Genomic DNA, 14,154 nt, shown 5'->3' on the forward strand with positions numbered 1-14,154 from the left:
AATGGGCGTCATCCCCGCGAAGGGGCGACGAAGGGCTGCCATGGAGATCAATTACCGGGGCACTGTCTATCCATGGCAGTGCGATCACGTCGGTCACATGAATGTGATGTGGTACGTGGGCAAGTTCGATGAAGCCAACTGGAACTTCCTCTCCCGGCTCGGATTGACGCCGACCTATGTCCGCGAATCGGGTCGCGGACTGGCCGCGGTCCAGCAGAACCTCAGCTACAAGCGTGAGCTCATGGCGGGGGATCTCATCGAGATCCGGACACGCTTGCTGGACATCGGAGAGAAGTCGGTCCGTTTCTTCCATGAAATGTTCAATGTGGAAGCCGACGCGGTCGCGGCGACCTGCGAGATGACGGCCGTCCACCTCGATCGGCTGGAACGGCGGGCACTGCCCTGGCCCGCGCATGTCCGCGCCAGCGCCGAAGCGCGCCTGAACGAGCCTTCCCCGACATGAACGCGGGCGTCTCCATTCAGCGCGGCCACGGCGTGGCTCACGTCACGCTCGATCGTCCGGACAAGACCAACGCCCTCGACGAAGCCTTGATTCAATGCCTTCTTGCGAGCCTCGAAGAGATTGCCGCCGATCGATCCGTGTCGACAGTCGTCCTCGCTGGCGAGGGGCGGAGCCTGTGCGGAGGCGCGGATATCGACTGGATGCGACGGGCGGGTCAACTGGGTCGGGCAGCCAGCATGGCCGACCTGAGGGTCCTCGGGCGCATGCTCCAGACCCTGGACCGGATGCCTCAGACGACGATCGTGCGGGTTCAGGGACCCGTTTATGGCAGCGGGCTCGGCCTGGTGACGGCCTGCGATGTCGCCATCGGCGCGTCGACGGCGACCTTCTGCTTGTCGGAGATCAAGTTGGGGACCGTCCCGGGAATGATCAGCCCGTACGTGACGCGGGCGATCGGCCAGCGCGCCGCGCGCCGGTACTTCCAGACCGCGGAGGTCTTCGACGCGGCTGAGGCGCTACGCATCGGCGTTCTCCACGAGATCGTGGCTCCAGACGACCTCGACGATCGCATCAACGAGTTGTCGCGACATCTGCGTCTGGCAGCACCGGATGCGCGTCGACTTTCCAAACAGGTGGCCACGACGGTATCCGGCCGGACGATCGATGACCGCCTTGCCGGCGAACTGGCCGCGATCGTCGCCCCAATCCGCGCCGGAACGGAGGCGCAGGAAGGCCTGGCGGCTTTTCTGGCCAAGAGAAATCCGTCCTGGATCCGTTGATCCTCTCCCCAAGCCGAAAAGACCCCTCTCATGCCCTCCACCATCAATGCCGGGCGTCGCCACATGCTTGGCGCGGCTGCCGCAGGCGCAATGACGGCCAATGGCGCACTTCTGCGCCCAGTCCATGCGCTCGACCTGTCGGGAAGCCGGGGGACTCCCGCGGTCGTTCCGACCGTCTCAACGCCGTTCGCCCACGTGAAGCAGGTGGACGCGGGATTGCTCAATGTGGGGTACGCCGATGTCGGCCCGGCGAACGGTCCGCCCGTTGTTCTCCTTCATGGCTGGCCGTACGACATCCACTGCTACGCAGAGGCCTCCCAACTGCTGGCTGCCGCAGGATTCCGGATCATCGTGCCCTACCTGCGCGGCTACGGTTCAACACGATTCCTCTCGAACGCGACCGCACGCAATGCACAGCAGTCCGCGATCGCATTGGACATCCTTGCCTTGATGGATGCCCTCAAGATCGAACGCGCGGTGATCGGGGGATGCGACTGGGGCGCTCGCACGGCCTGCGTGCTGGCGATGCTCTGGCCAGAGCGTTGCGCGGGGCTGGTCTCGGTGAGCGGATATCTGCTGTCCTCGCCCGCGGCCGGCCCCACACCGCTGCCACCCCAGGCGGAAAGCCTGTGGTGGTACCAGTTCTATCTCGCCACCGAACGCGGTCGCCGGGGCTATGAGAAATACCGTGCCGAGTTTGCCCGCCTCATCTGGGAGACGGCATCCCCGCGATGGCAGTTCGACGAGGCCACCTTCAAACGCTCGATCGCCGCGCTCGACAACCCGGACAACGTCGCCATCACCGTCCACAACTACCGCTGGATGCTCGCCTTGGCGGACGGCGAGGCGCGGTACGACCCGATCGAGGCGCGCCTGGCCGCCGCACCGGACATCTCCGTTCCGACAATCACGCTGGAGGGAGACGCCAACGGGGCTCCGCACCCTGATCCGGCCTCGTATGCCGCCAAATTCATCGGCAGGTATGAGCACCGCACGATCACCGGCGGCATTGGCCACAACCTGCCTCAGGAAGCGCCGCGGACCTTCGCGCAGGCCATCATCGACGTCGCCCGCATGTCCGCTCGCCGCGGCGAACTTCCCTGAACCTTTCTCTCGTGGAGCTCGCCCATATGCCCACCCAGCCCTGCGTCAAGAATGTCGGCGTGGTTCCCCAGGAGACGCTCACTGCCGAGGACGGTCTCGATTTCCTGAACGGCATGCTCGATGGACGGCATCCCTGCGCCCCGTATGCAGACACGATGGACATGGCGCTGTCCGTCGTCGCCGAAGGGCGCGTTGTGTTTGTGGGCACGCCATCGGCGTCGTACCTGAATCCCATCGGCGTCATCCAAGGCGGCTGGGCGGCCACCATCCTTGACGCGTCGATGGCGCATTGCGTGCACACCACGTTGAAGCGTGGAGAAAGCTATACGACGCTCGAGATGAAGATCAGCTTCATCCGTCCCGTGTCTCCGGACGGCGGTCCGCTGCGCTGCGAGAGCCATGTGATTCATCGCGGTCGCCGAACCGCTACCAGCGAAGGCCGCCTTGTGGACAGCAATGGCAAGTTGCTCGCGCATGGGTCGGAGACCTGCATCATCTTTCCTGCGCGGGACGACTGAGCTCGGGAATGCACCGAGGCAGTGGACTCCGTTGACATATGATGATCATCATATTAAGCTCCGGCCCCATGAACGCCTCGTCCCCCTCTTCCCGCTCCACCCGCAAGGAAGAATCCCGCGATCGCATCCTCGACGTCGCCTCGCGCACCGTCCGACGCGCCGGGTTCGACGGCGTGGGTGTCGCCGACGTGATGAAGCAGGCCGGGCTGACGCACGGCGGCTTCTACGCGCACTTCCCGTCGCGCGACGATCTGCTGAGCGCCGCGGCCGTTCGTGCCGGACAGGACAGCCGACAGCTCCACCAGGGTCACGTCGACCGCCTCATCGCCGCTGGCGTTCCCCCGCTGCGCGCGGTCGTGGAAACCTATCTGCACGAGGATGGCCTCGACAACATCGAATGCGGATGTCCCGTCGCCGCGCTGGTGTCGGAGATGCCGCGCCAATCCAGCGCCGTGCAGGATGAAGGCCGCCGTCTGGTGCAGCAGCTGCAGCGGATGGTCTCGGAAGCGCTGGGGCCGGACGTGCCCGCCGACGCGGCCTGGCCGATTGCGTCCGCGCTGATCGGCGCCTTGCAGTTGGCCCGCGCCATCGGCGATCGCGAGCAGGCGCGGGACATCCTCGCCAGCACGAAGCGTTCGCTGCTGGCGCAACACGCCGAAGCCGCCGCACAGCCGGCCCGCGCGATGCGTTGATCCCGTTTTCCATCGGGGACCTTCGGGTCCCTTCTCTTTGTCCATACATATGACGCGTGTCATATGAAACCAACGCGCCGCGGCGCAGAAGGAAGTTCCATGCAGATCAAGGATGCCGTCGTCTTCATCACCGGCGCGAACCGGGGCCTCGGGCTCGAATTCGCCAAGCAGGCGTTGGCCCGCGGCGCGAAGAAGGTCTACGCAGCGGCGCGCGACGTCTCGACCATCACGCTGCCCGGCGTCGTGCCGGTGCAGCTCGACGTGACCAAGCCGGAACAGGCCGCCGCCGCCGCGCGCGCCTGCGGCGACGTCACGCTGCTGATCAACAACGCCGGCATCGGCCGCATCGGCGGGATCGCGAGCGACAACGCCGAGTCCGTCCTGCGCGAGCAGCTCGAGACCAACCTGTTCGGCATCTTCCACGTCGCGCGCGAGTTCGCGCCGGTGCTGGGCCGCAACGGCGGCGGCGCGATCCTGAACATGCTGTCCATCCTGAGCTGGGTGAACACGCCGATGCTCGGCGCCTACGGCGTCAGCAAGGCCGCGGCCTGGGCACTGACCAACAGCCTGCGTGCCGAGCTCGCGCCGCAGGGCACGCAGGTCGCCGGCTTCCACGGAGGCTTCATCGACACGGACATGATCCGCGACTTCGATGTGCCGAAGGCCCGTCCCGAGGACGTGGTGCGCGATTCGCTCGACGAGATCGAGCAGGGCGCCGTCGAGATCACGGTGGACGACTCGACTCGCCAGGTCAAGAAGGCGCTGTCGGACGGGGTGTACCTGATGGATCCGATGGCGCGTTGAGGTCCCGGCTCAGCGCGCGAGATCCGGGCGGATGTCCCGGAGCACCGTCTCCGGCACCTTCGGACCCTGGAGGCTGCAGCCGAACTCGGTGAGCTTGTCCTCCCGCTCCTCGATGAGCAGCACCCGCTCCACCGTGCCCGGCCTCGGCGCCGAGCCCGACTGCGTGCGGGCGGCGCGGAAACCGTCGGCCGCCCGCTTCTCCAGCCAGATCTCCGAGCGCACGAAGGAGTCTTCAGGCGCCGCGCGCAGACGCTCCGCGTCCCAGATCAGCGGCTTGAAGCGACGCGCGACTTCGGACGGGCTGGCCTTCACCAGGAAGCCCCAGTAGTGCATGTCCAGCACGCCTGGGATGCCGTTGCTGTCATCGTAGAAGCCGACGACTTCGAGCCCTTCGACGACAACGGGCTTGGCGAACATCAGGGTCGGGGCGCCGTCGCCCTCGGGCTTGGGGACGTCGAAGGTCGCGACGCTCCCGCGCAACTTCACCGGAGCGATGCGCTTCAATGGTTCCGCCTGCGCGGCAATCGCGTTGAAGAAGCTCGCATCGCAGCGGGTCAATTCGGCCACGGGCAACTGCGGCGCCGTCTGTTGCGCGCGGGCGATGCCGCAGAACGTGAGCAGCCCCGTCGTCAGGGCGGCAGCGAGGAGGCGAGGCGTGTGCGTCATGGTGTTCAGCCAGTCTGAGGGCATCGTCGAGGATGCAGAACGATAACCGAGCACCGTCCGCGCCCGTGCCGTCATGACGCCGTCGGCCCGGTCGGCAGACTCGACGCATCGAAGAAGTTCACGCTGAACCTTCGCCGCAGGCAGAAGCCCAGGCGCTCGTAGAGCGCGATCGCGGTGAGGTTGTCGGTGAACACGTGCAGGAAGGGCGTCTCGCCGCGATCGAGGATGCCTTGCGCGACCCCCTTCATCAACGAGGCGGCATAGCCGCGGCCCCGGCACGACGGATCGACGCAGACCGCACTGACCTCGGTGAAGCCGGGTACCTTCATCCGCTCGCCGGACAGCGCCACGAGACGCCCCTCCTGCCGGACGCCGATGTAGCGGCCCAACTCGAGCGTGCGGAGTCCAAAGGGTCCCGGCTGCGTCGCGCGCACGAGTTCGAGGATGTCCGGCACGTCGGCCGCGCCCATCGTCAGCGTTTCGATATCAGGCACGGACGCCATCGCCGACGGCTCCACCAACACCATCTGATCGACCGGCGCCCGCTTGAACGGCACGAGCCCGCCGAACGGACGCTCCGCTTCCGCCATCACGAGCACGACGGGTGACCCGATGCGAAGCAGGTCGGTGAGTTGGGCGGGAGTGCCTGTCGTCGGGGGCCTCACGGCGCCGAAGGGACCGACGTCCGGCGCGAAGCGCCAGGCGTCGCCCTCCCCGGCAGCGAGCGCGGCTTGCCGCCCCGTGAGCGCTTGCCAGACCACATGATCGAGCAGTGAATCGTCGGACGGCGTCGGGACAGGAGAGGTCGGCGCGATGTTCATGCGCCTGGACTCTAGTTGGTCGGCGGGGCTGACGCCACGGTCGTCCGCGACATGCCGGCGGTCATTCACGACACACCGGCGGCCGCTTCGCTCAAAGCCCGCTTCCGCGCGCCACTCCGCGCGTCACTCCGCCATCAGTCTGCCGTCAGCGCGCCGTCACTCCGCCTTCGCGCCCGCGGCTTTGATGACCGGATCCCACTTCTTGATCTCGGACGCCGTCTGCGCGCCGAGCGCCTGCGGCTTGAGCCGGTCGCCCTGCGGCGCGACGACGCCCATTTCCTGGAAGCGCTTCACGACGTTCGGGTCCGCAAGCGCATGGCGAAGCGCCGTGTTCAGGCGAGTCACCACCGCGGCAGGCGTGCCCTTGGGCGCATACACGCCGTGCCACACGGCGAGCTCGAAGCCCGGCAGGCCGCCTTCAGCGAAGGTGGGCACGTTCGGCAGTTGCGACACGCGCGCCTTGGTCGCCATCGCATACGCCTTGAGCGCCCCCGACGCCACGTGCGGGCCCGTCGCGACCGGCTGGTCGCAGATCAGGTCGACGTTGCCGGCGATCACGTCCTGCAGCGCCGGGCCGGTGCCGCGGTACGGCACCATCGTCACCGTCGTGTTCGTGGTCTGGCTGAACAGCATCGCGCAGAGATGCGAGGTCGCGCCGACGCCCGCATGCGCGAAGCGCACCTCGCCCGGCTTGGCCTTCATCTGTTTGATGACCTCGGCGACCGTCGCGGGCGCGAAGTCCTTGTTCCCCACGAGGATCATCGGCACGTCGCCGGCCAGGCTGATGGGCGCCAGGTCCTTGTTGGCGTCGAAGGTCAGCTTCGGGTACAGCGCCGGCGCCGTCGCGATGCCCATGTTGTGCAGCAGGATCGTGTAGCCGTCGGCCGGCGCGCGCACGACCTTCGCCGTGCCGATCGTCCCGCCGGCGCCGCCCGCGTTCTCGACGATCACCTGCTGGCCCAGGTCGCGCGTCATCGCCTCGGCGATCAGCCGGCCGATCACATCGGTGGAGCCACCCGTCGCGTACGGGATCACCATCGTGATCGGCTTGTCCGGATACGCGGCGGACGCCGCCGTGGCCAGCGCCATCGAGACCGTCGTCACCGTGACGGCCAGGACCTTCTTCGCAATCTTTCGCATGTCTCGCTCCAAGGGGTAAGGAAGTGCGCCGCCGGTCCATCGCCGGCCGCTGCGTGTCTGTCGATGCAGGAAATGAAAAGCGCGACCTCAGGCCGCCGCGCCGATGCCGCCGAAGCTCATCAGCTTCAGCTCGGTGTATTCGTCCAGGCCGTGCCGCGATCCTTCGCGCCCCAGCCCGGACTGCTTGATGCCGCCGAAGGGCACCGTCTCGCTCGAGATCGCGCCGGTGTTGATGCCGACCATCCCGGACTCGATCGCCTCCGCGACGCGGAAGCAGCGCGCGACGTCGCGCGAGTAGAAGTAGCTCGCCAGGCCGAACTCGCTCGCGTTGGCCCAGGCGATCGCTTCGGCTTCGGTGTCGAAGGCCACCAGCGGCGCGACGGGGCCGAAGGTCTCCTCGTCCAGACAGCGCATGCCGGCCTTGACGTCGAGCAGCACGGTCGGTTGCATGAACCATCCCGGACCGTCGACCGCTTCGCCGCCGATGCCCAGGCGGGCGCCGCGGTCCAGTGCATCCCGGACATGCGACAACGCCTTGCGCCGCGCCGCCTCGTTGATCAACGGGCCTTGCGTCACGCCCTCGTCGAGGCCGTTGCCGGTCCGCAGCGTGCGGACACGCGCGATCAGCCGCGCCGCGAAGTCCTCGTACACGCCGCGCTGCACGAAGAGCCGGTTGGCGCAGACGCAGGTCTGGCCCGCGTTGCGGAACTTGGAGGCGATCGCACCGTCCACGGCGGCGTCGAGGTCCGCATCGTCGAAGACGATGAACGGGGCATTGCCACCCAGTTCGAGGCCGAGCTTCTTCACCGTCGGCGCGCATTGCGCCATCAGCAGGCGACCCACCGGCGTGGAGCCGGTGAAGCTGAGCATCCGCACCGTCGGCGACGACGTGAGCACCGCGCCGATCTCGACCGCGTCACCGACGACGACGTTCAGCACGCCGACCGGGAGGCCGGCTTCGAGCGCCAGTTCCGCCAGTCGAAGCGCCGTCAGCGGCGTGAGCTCCGACGGCTTGAGCACCATCGTGCAGCCGGCCGCGAGCGCCGGCGCGACCTTGCGGGTGATCATCGCCGCAGGGAAATTCCACGGCGTGATCGCCGCGCAGACACCCACCGGCTCGCGCACCACGAGCTGCCGGCGATCCGGCGACGAGGCTGGGATCGTCTCGCCATGCAGCCGCCGCGCTTCCTCCGCATAGAAGCGGATGTAGCTCGCGGCGTAGACGATCTCGGCGCGCGCTTCCGCCAGCGGCTTGCCCTGCTCGGACACCATGACGCGCGCCAGATCGTCGGTCTCTGCGATGACGAGGTCGAACCAGCGTTGCAGCACATCGGCCCGAGCATGGCCGCCGCGACGGCGCCACTCGACCTGCGCGATACGCGCCGCCTCGATGGCCGCCTGCGCGTCCTGGGCCGAATCCTTGCGCACCCGCGCGACGCGCTCGCCGGTCGCTGGGTTGACGACGTCGAAAGTTGCGCTCATCACGTCAGGACCGGCCGACGAAGCGGTAGAGCTCGGTGTGGTCCGCACCGGCGCCGAGCGACTCGGACGCTTCCGCGGTCATCGCGTACACGTCCTGCGCGAGCGCCATGGGCAAGCCCATCGCACGGCCCAGCGACGCGGCGATGCCGACGTCCTTCGCCTGCAGCGCCAGCGAGAAGCCCGAGTTGAACGCGCCGTTCAGCATGAACTGGTGGGCCTTGTTCTCGGTCGTGTTGTTGCGCCCGGTCGAGGCCTGGATGACGTCGACGATCGTGGCCGGATCGATGCCGAAGGCTTCGCCCACATGGATCGCTTCCGCCGTGGCGATCAGCGCGGCGGCCGACACGTAGTTGTTCAGCGCCTTCAACGCGTGGCCCGCGCCGACCGGCCCCACGTGCGTGATGGCCTTGCCCATGATCTCCAGCACCGGACGGACGCGCTCGAAGGCCGGGACGTCGCCGCCCACCATGATGGCCAGCGTGCCGGCGACGGCCTTCTTGACGCCACCCGACACCGGGGCATCGATCAGCGTGACGCCGCCTTCGGCCAGGCGCTCGGCCAGCGCGCGGGTGCGGTTGGGATCGGCGGAGCTCATCTCGATGACCACCGCGCCGCGCTTGAGCTGCGCGGCCAGCGGCGCCAGCACGGCGTCGACGATGTCCGAGTTCGGCAGCATGGTGATGAGGACCTCGCAGTCCGCGTAGTCGCCAGCACTGCCGGCGATGCGGGCGCCGGGATGCGCCTCCGCGAAGCCCTTGGCGACTTCCGGCCGCGCGTCCTGCACGACCAACTCATGGCCGGCGGCGTGCAGCAGGTGGGCCATGGGCGTGCCCATCATCCCCAGGCCGATGAATCCGATGCGGGTCATGGCGTCGGCTCCTCAGGCGTCCATCTCTTTGAACACCTCGGCGGCGACCCGGAACGAGTCGATCGCCGCCGGCACGCCGCAGTAGATCGCCGTCTGCAGGAAGACTTCCTTGATCTCGTCGCGCGTCAGGCCGTTGTTGATGGCGCCGCGCACGTGCAGCTTCAGCTCGTGCGGACGGTTCAGCGCGGTGATCATGGCCAGGTTCAGGAAGGAGCGCGTGCGGCGGTCCAGGCCCGGACGGTTCCAGACGTCGCCCCAGCAGTACTGGGTGACCAGTTCCTGCATGTCGATGTTGAAGTCCGTCGCGTTCTTGATGGAGTTGTCGACGTACTCGGTGCCGAGCACCTCGCGCCGGGTCGAGAGACCTTGGTCGAACAGGGCCTGGTTCTTCGGGGCGTACGCACGGGTCATCGGAAACTCCTGGTGATGAGGGTGGGGAGGAGACGAGCCCACTGCGGCTCGTCGATGGATCAATGTAGTCGGATTGTCTGACAATCCGACATTGGGAATGTATGGATTGAAAGTCGATCCGTCGTGTTGTATGACAATCCGTCTGTATGAACATCGGGTGATCCGGACGTCCGGCCATCGCCCGCCCACAGGTAGGATCCGGCCCATGAGCCTCGTGAAAGTAGCCCGCGAAGAGACGTCCCTGCGCCAGCGCGCCACCCAGGCGCTGCGCACCGCCATCCTGGACGGCGTGCTGGCGCCGGGTCAGAAGCTGTCCGAACGGGAGCTCTGCGAGAGCCTGGACGTCAGCCGCTCCTGCGTGCGGGAGTCGCTGCAGCATCTGCAGGCCGAGGGCCTCATCACCATCATTCCGCACCGCGGGCCGGAGGTGACCAGCATCTCGCGCGACGAGGTGCGCGAGATCTACGAGGTGCGTGCCAGCCTGGAAAGCCTGGCCGGACGCGGCTTCGCGACGAACGCGTCCGACGCCCAGCGCGCGGCGCTGCGCGCCAAGCTGACCGAGCTGGCGCAGGCGCACGCCGCGGGCGACCGGGCCCGGATCCTCACGATCAAGAACCAGTTCTACGACATCCTGGTCGAAGGCTGCGGCAACACGGTGGCGGGGCAGATGCTGAAGCAGCTGAACAACCGCGTGACGGTGCTGCGCCGCATCTCGATGGCGCAGCCGGGGCGGCTGCCGGAGACGCTGCGCGAGCTCGATGCGATCGTCACGGCGATCGAGCAGCGGGATGGGGAACTCGCCGCGCGGCTGTGCGGCGAGCATGTGAAGCAGGCGGCGGAGAACGTGCTCCGCAGCATGGGCTGAAGGCCGCCGCCGCTCCTTCGGAAGCGGCGGCATCGGACATCAGTCGGCGTACTGCCCAGACGCCTCGATCACCTTCTTCCAGCGCGCGACTTCGGTCTCGACGAAGTGCTTGTGACCGGCCGGCTCCAGTCGGCCGTCGTTGACGACGCTGATGCCGAGCGCCTCCGAGCGCTTGACCAGGTCCGGATCCTTCAGCGCCGCCTTCAGCGCGTCGTTGAGCTTTTTCAGCACCGGCGCGGGCGTGTCCTTCGGCGCATAGAGCCCGTGCCAGACGGTGACGCTGAAGTCCTTTAGGCCAGCCTCCGACAGCGTCGGCAGCGCAGCGAGCGCCGGCAGCGTCATCCGCTGCGTGCTGGTCACCGCGTAGGCCTTGACCTTGCCGCCCTCGATCTGCGGCACGGCGTTGGTGGCCTGCTCGCACATGATGTCGACCTGGCCGCCCATCAGGTCGGTCATCGCCGGGCCGGTGCCCTTGTACGGCACCGAGGTCAGGTTGGTCTTCAACGCCGACTGCAGCATCAGCCCGCACAGCTGCGACGCGGAGCCCACACCCGCATGCGCGAGGTTGATCTTCGACGGATCGGCGGCGATGTACTTGCGCAGTTCGTCGAAGGTCTTGGCCGGCATCGTCGGCTTGGCGATCAGCGTGGACGGCGCCTCGTTGATCAGGCCGAGGAAGGCGAAGTCGTTGATGCCCTGGTACGGCAGCTTGCGGTAGAGCGACGGCGCGGTCGCGAAGCCGATGTGGTGCACCAGCAGCGTGTAGCCGTCCGGCGGCGCCTTCGCGACGCGCGAGGTGCCCAGCGTGCCGCCCGCGCCGCCGACGTTCTCGACGATCACGGTCTGGCCGAGCTTCTTGCGCAGCGCCTCGGCCAGGTCGCGGGCGATCTTGTCCGACGGCCCGCCGGCCGCGAACGGCACGATCAGCGTCACCGGCTTGTCCGGGAACTCAGCCCGCGCCAGCGTCGTCACGACGCCCAGCGCCACCGCGATGCCGGTCAACGCCAGCCGCCTGCGGATGTTGTCCATGCGTGTCTCCTCGATGTCCTCTGATGGGATCTGTGGCTCTGCCCGAGGCGACCGCCCCGGCCTGCGACCATCATCGAGACCCGCGCCGCTTCACACCAATGCCGGATTTGTTGGCTTTGATGCCGCGCCGGCACCGCCGGGGCGCTGCGCGGCGATCCCGTTCATGCGGGGCTCATCCGGGATTCAGGCGGAGTTCATCCGCGGTTCAGGTCGACGCGCCGCCCTCGCGGGCAGCCGCCGTCCAGAACGTCTCGGCCGCCGCGCCCATCGCGCCACGATCGCGGTGCAGGCGGATGTCGAGGTCCAGGTGCCAGTCCTTGCCCCCCGCGACCACCAGCCGCCCGGCCGCCAGGTCGTCGCCGATGAGGATCTTCGGCAGCCAGGCCACGCCGCGGCCGTCCAGCGCCATCGTGCGCAGCACCGACGCCAGATGCGCCGTGAACACCGGCGACACGCTGAGCCGATCCAACGCCGTCCCCTTGACCTCGCGCAGGACGCGTCCCAGTCCCGACTCCGAGCTGTATGCGAGCAGCGGCACGGCGGTGCCCTTGGCGCCCCTTCCGCCCTCCAGCGGATGCGCAGGCCCGCCGGCCGCATCGGGCGCGCAGACCGGCAGCAGCTGATCCTGGCCGACGACGATGCAGGCGAACGCCGCCTCGTCCAAGGGTCCCGGCACCTGCCGGTGCCCATGCGCGAGCACGAACTGCACCTGGCTCTGCAGCAGCAGCGCCTCGCACTTCTGCTGGGTGTCGGAGACGAGGTTCACCGGTCCGACGCTGGTGCGGGCTTCCAGCGCGCGCAGCCAGCGCGGCATGAAAGAGAACGACAGCGCATGCGTCGCCGCGAAGCGCAGCGTCTGCGAGCTGGCCTCCGCGATGGCGCGCGCCTCGCCGGGCACGCGGGCGACATGCGCCTGCAGTTCCTGCGCCGACTTGCGGAACCAGAGTCCCGCCTCGGTCAGCCGCGCGGGCTGCGAGCTGCGGTCGAAGAGGTCGGTGCCCAGCCACTCCTCCAGCGCGCGGATGCGCCGGCTGAAGGCGGGCTGGGTCATGTGGCGCTCCTCGGCGGCGCGCGAGAAGTTGCCGGTCTCGGCCAACACCATGAAATCGTCGATCCAGCTCAGGTTCAGGGTCATGGCGTCGGGGGCGTCGGGAAGCGTTGGAAGCGGTGATCGCGGGGCGGTGCCCGCAAAGCATCAAAAGCTAAGAAAACTGAATTGGCCTCGCGAGGGGGCCCGGCGGGATCATGCGACCCGTTCCCAGCCAACCCGAAGTGGAGTTCCCCGTGAAGATCGTCGAGATCCGAGAAAAGACGCTGCCGATCAGCAGCCCCATCCGCAATGCCTACATCGACTTTAGCAAGATGACCCTGAGCCTCGTGGCGGTCATCACGGATGTGATCCGCGACGGCAAGCCGGTGGTCGGCTACGGCTTCAACTCCAACGGCCGCTATGGCCAGGGCACGCTGATGCGCGAGCGTTTCATCCCGCGCATCCTCGAGGCCGATCCCGACTCGCTGCTCGACAGCCGCGGCATCCTCGACGCGCACAAGGTCTGGGACGCGATGTTCACCAACGAGAAGCCCGGCGGCCACGGCGAGCGCTCGGTCGCCATCGGCACCATCGACATGGCGGTGTGGGACGCGGTCGCGAAGATCGAGGGCAAGCCGCTGTTCCAGCTGCTGGCCGAGCGCTACGGCACGGGCACGCCCGACCGCAAGGTCTTCGTCTACGCCGCGGGCGGCTACTACTACCCGGGCCAGGATCACGGCAAGCTCAAGGACGAGATGCGCAGCTACATCGACCGCGGCTACTCGGTGGTGAAGAAGAAGATCGGCGGCGCGTCGCTGGACGAGGACCTGCGCCGCATCGACTCGATCCTGAGCGTGCTTGGCGACGGTCAGAAGCTGTGCGTCGACGCCAACGGCCGCTTCGACCTGGACACGGCGATCGCCTATGCGAAGGCGCTCTCGAAGTACGACCTGTTCTGGTACGAGGAGGCCGGCGATCCGCTGGACTTCGAGCTGCAGGCGACGCTGCGCAACTACTACGCCAACCCGATGGCGACGGGCGAGAACCTGTTCTCCATGCAGGATGCGCGCAACCTGATCCGGTACGGCGGCATGCGGCCGGACCGTGACTGGCTGCAGTTCGACTGCGCGCTGAGCTACGGCCTGGTGGAGTACCTGCGCACGCTGGACATGCTGAAGGAACACGGCTGGTCCGCGAGCCGCTGCGTGCCGCACGGCGGGCACCAGATGTCGCTGAACATCGCGGCCGGCCTGGGCCTGGGCGGCAACGAATCGTATCCGGACCTGTTCCGGCCCTTCGGCGGCTTCCCGGACGGGGTGAAGGTGGAGAACTCCTATGTCACGCTGCCGGACCTGCCGGGGATCGGGTTCGAGGGGAAGTCGGATCTGTATGCGGTGATGCGGGCGTTGTCGGACTGAGCGCATCTCGCACAAGGGCGCCGGATTCCCCCCAAAAGAGGCGGGACTCGGCTGGCAGCCCTTA

General features: G+C 67.9%; 16 protein-coding genes. 8 read left to right on the plus strand and 8 right to left on the minus strand.

The annotated features are described in order from the left end of the window. The first annotated feature begins 1 nt into the window (after position 1). The 6 genes from AC07OZ_RS09220 (at position 2) to AC07OZ_RS09245 (ending at position 4,360) form a co-directional block, all read left to right on the plus strand. Positions 2 to 463 carry an acyl-CoA thioesterase gene (locus AC07OZ_RS09220; RefSeq protein WP_495466853.1) on the plus strand — a complete coding sequence of 154 codons (462 nt, stop codon included), beginning with the start codon at positions 2 to 4 and terminating at the stop codon, positions 461 to 463. Further along, complete coding sequence (locus AC07OZ_RS09225) at positions 460 to 1,242, plus strand: enoyl-CoA hydratase-related protein (RefSeq protein WP_495466854.1); 783 nt, start codon at positions 460 to 462, stop codon at positions 1,240 to 1,242. Before AC07OZ_RS09220 ends, AC07OZ_RS09225 begins: the two co-directional genes overlap by 4 nt. A 30-nt stretch (positions 1,243 to 1,272) precedes the next feature. Further along, complete coding sequence (locus AC07OZ_RS09230; protein WP_495466855.1) at positions 1,273 to 2,346, plus strand: alpha/beta fold hydrolase; 1,074 nt, start codon at positions 1,273 to 1,275, stop codon at positions 2,344 to 2,346. Positions 2,347 to 2,372: 26 nt separating this feature from the next. Beyond that, positions 2,373 to 2,864, plus strand: a complete 492-nt coding sequence (locus AC07OZ_RS09235) for a PaaI family thioesterase (RefSeq protein ID WP_495466856.1) — start codon at positions 2,373 to 2,375, stop codon at positions 2,862 to 2,864. Between the two features lie 68 nt (positions 2,865 to 2,932). Further along, entirely contained in the window at positions 2,933 to 3,556 is a 624-nt protein-coding gene (locus AC07OZ_RS09240) for a TetR/AcrR family transcriptional regulator (RefSeq protein ID WP_495466857.1), read from the plus strand. 99 nt (positions 3,557 to 3,655) lie between these two features. Then, positions 3,656 to 4,360, plus strand: coding sequence for an SDR family oxidoreductase (locus AC07OZ_RS09245; RefSeq protein WP_495466858.1), 705 nt, complete (start codon positions 3,656 to 3,658; stop codon positions 4,358 to 4,360). 9 nt (positions 4,361 to 4,369) lie between these two features. On the opposite strand, the gene AC07OZ_RS09250 is transcribed toward AC07OZ_RS09245, so the two are convergent. The 6 genes from AC07OZ_RS09250 to pcaC all read right to left on the minus strand — a co-directional run bounded on the left by AC07OZ_RS09250 (position 4,370) and on the right by pcaC (position 9,748). Then, positions 4,370 to 5,026 (minus strand): hypothetical protein, encoded by a 657-nt coding sequence (locus AC07OZ_RS09250; protein ID WP_495466859.1) that lies wholly within the window; start codon positions 5,024 to 5,026, stop codon positions 4,370 to 4,372. 71 nt (positions 5,027 to 5,097) lie between these two features. After that, positions 5,098 to 5,847 (minus strand): GNAT family N-acetyltransferase, encoded by a 750-nt coding sequence (locus tag AC07OZ_RS09255; protein ID WP_495466860.1) that lies wholly within the window; start codon positions 5,845 to 5,847, stop codon positions 5,098 to 5,100. 156 nt (positions 5,848 to 6,003) lie between these two features. After that, on the minus strand, positions 6,004 to 6,987 hold the full coding sequence (locus AC07OZ_RS09260; protein WP_495466861.1) for a tripartite tricarboxylate transporter substrate-binding protein: 984 nt from the start codon (positions 6,985 to 6,987) through the stop codon (positions 6,004 to 6,006). An 87-nt stretch (positions 6,988 to 7,074) separates the two neighbouring features. Continuing rightward, the gene (locus tag AC07OZ_RS09265; protein ID WP_495466862.1) at positions 7,075 to 8,469 is read right to left on the minus strand and encodes an NAD-dependent succinate-semialdehyde dehydrogenase; all 1,395 of its coding nucleotides are present in this window, start codon (positions 8,467 to 8,469) and stop codon (positions 7,075 to 7,077) included. A gap of 4 nt (positions 8,470 to 8,473) precedes the next feature. Further along, positions 8,474 to 9,337, minus strand: a complete 864-nt coding sequence (locus AC07OZ_RS09270; RefSeq protein ID WP_495466863.1) for an NAD(P)-dependent oxidoreductase — start codon at positions 9,335 to 9,337, stop codon at positions 8,474 to 8,476. A 12-nt stretch (positions 9,338 to 9,349) separates the two neighbouring features. Continuing rightward, the gene (gene pcaC, locus AC07OZ_RS09275; protein WP_495466864.1) at positions 9,350 to 9,748 is read right to left on the minus strand and encodes a 4-carboxymuconolactone decarboxylase; all 399 of its coding nucleotides are present in this window, start codon (positions 9,746 to 9,748) and stop codon (positions 9,350 to 9,352) included. Positions 9,749 to 9,953: 205 nt separating this feature from the next. Between pcaC and AC07OZ_RS09280 the strand changes: the two genes are divergently transcribed. Next, positions 9,954 to 10,613, plus strand: coding sequence for a GntR family transcriptional regulator (locus AC07OZ_RS09280; protein ID WP_495466865.1), 660 nt, complete (start codon positions 9,954 to 9,956; stop codon positions 10,611 to 10,613). Positions 10,614 to 10,652: 39 nt separating this feature from the next. On the opposite strand, the gene AC07OZ_RS09285 is transcribed toward AC07OZ_RS09280, so the two are convergent. Next, a complete protein-coding gene (locus AC07OZ_RS09285) occupies positions 10,653 to 11,642 on the minus strand; it encodes a tripartite tricarboxylate transporter substrate-binding protein (protein WP_495466866.1) in 990 nt (329 codons plus the stop codon). Between the two features lie 205 nt (positions 11,643 to 11,847). Continuing rightward, the gene (locus tag AC07OZ_RS09290; protein WP_495466867.1) at positions 11,848 to 12,777 is read right to left on the minus strand and encodes a LysR substrate-binding domain-containing protein; all 930 of its coding nucleotides are present in this window, start codon (positions 12,775 to 12,777) and stop codon (positions 11,848 to 11,850) included. A gap of 149 nt (positions 12,778 to 12,926) precedes the next feature. Here AC07OZ_RS09290 and AC07OZ_RS09295 point away from each other — a divergent pair, with 149 nt between their 5' ends. After that, complete coding sequence (locus AC07OZ_RS09295; protein WP_495466868.1) at positions 12,927 to 14,090, plus strand: mandelate racemase/muconate lactonizing enzyme family protein; 1,164 nt, start codon at positions 12,927 to 12,929, stop codon at positions 14,088 to 14,090. The last annotated feature ends 64 nt before the right edge of the window (positions 14,091 to 14,154 follow it).

This window comes from Roseateles sp. GW821-FHT09G03, assembly GCF_059416045.1.

Excerpts from the sequence above, each read along its gene's own strand:
- AC07OZ_RS09220 (WP_495466853.1), top strand. The coding sequence starts at position 2 with ATGGGCGTCATCCCCGCGAAGGGGCGACGAAGGGCTGCCATGGAGATC.
- AC07OZ_RS09225 (WP_495466854.1), top strand. The coding sequence starts at position 460 with ATGAACGCGGGCGTCTCCATTCAGCGCGGCCACGGCGTGGCTCACGTC.
- AC07OZ_RS09230 (WP_495466855.1), top strand. The coding sequence starts at position 1,273 with ATGCCCTCCACCATCAATGCCGGGCGTCGCCACATGCTTGGCGCGGCT.
- AC07OZ_RS09235 (WP_495466856.1), top strand. The coding sequence starts at position 2,373 with ATGCCCACCCAGCCCTGCGTCAAGAATGTCGGCGTGGTTCCCCAGGAG.
- AC07OZ_RS09240 (WP_495466857.1), top strand. The coding sequence starts at position 2,933 with ATGAACGCCTCGTCCCCCTCTTCCCGCTCCACCCGCAAGGAAGAATCC.
- AC07OZ_RS09245 (WP_495466858.1), top strand. The coding sequence starts at position 3,656 with ATGCAGATCAAGGATGCCGTCGTCTTCATCACCGGCGCGAACCGGGGC.
- AC07OZ_RS09250 (WP_495466859.1), bottom strand. The coding sequence starts at position 5,026 with ATGACGCACACGCCTCGCCTCCTCGCTGCCGCCCTGACGACGGGGCTG.
- AC07OZ_RS09255 (WP_495466860.1), bottom strand. The coding sequence starts at position 5,847 with ATGAACATCGCGCCGACCTCTCCTGTCCCGACGCCGTCCGACGATTCA.
- AC07OZ_RS09260 (WP_495466861.1), bottom strand. The coding sequence starts at position 6,987 with ATGCGAAAGATTGCGAAGAAGGTCCTGGCCGTCACGGTGACGACGGTC.
- AC07OZ_RS09265 (WP_495466862.1), bottom strand. The coding sequence starts at position 8,469 with ATGAGCGCAACTTTCGACGTCGTCAACCCAGCGACCGGCGAGCGCGTC.
- AC07OZ_RS09270 (WP_495466863.1), bottom strand. The coding sequence starts at position 9,337 with ATGACCCGCATCGGATTCATCGGCCTGGGGATGATGGGCACGCCCATG.
- pcaC (WP_495466864.1), bottom strand. The coding sequence starts at position 9,748 with ATGACCCGTGCGTACGCCCCGAAGAACCAGGCCCTGTTCGACCAAGGT.
- AC07OZ_RS09280 (WP_495466865.1), top strand. The coding sequence starts at position 9,954 with ATGAGCCTCGTGAAAGTAGCCCGCGAAGAGACGTCCCTGCGCCAGCGC.
- AC07OZ_RS09285 (WP_495466866.1), bottom strand. The coding sequence starts at position 11,642 with ATGGACAACATCCGCAGGCGGCTGGCGTTGACCGGCATCGCGGTGGCG.
- AC07OZ_RS09290 (WP_495466867.1), bottom strand. The coding sequence starts at position 12,777 with ATGACCCTGAACCTGAGCTGGATCGACGATTTCATGGTGTTGGCCGAG.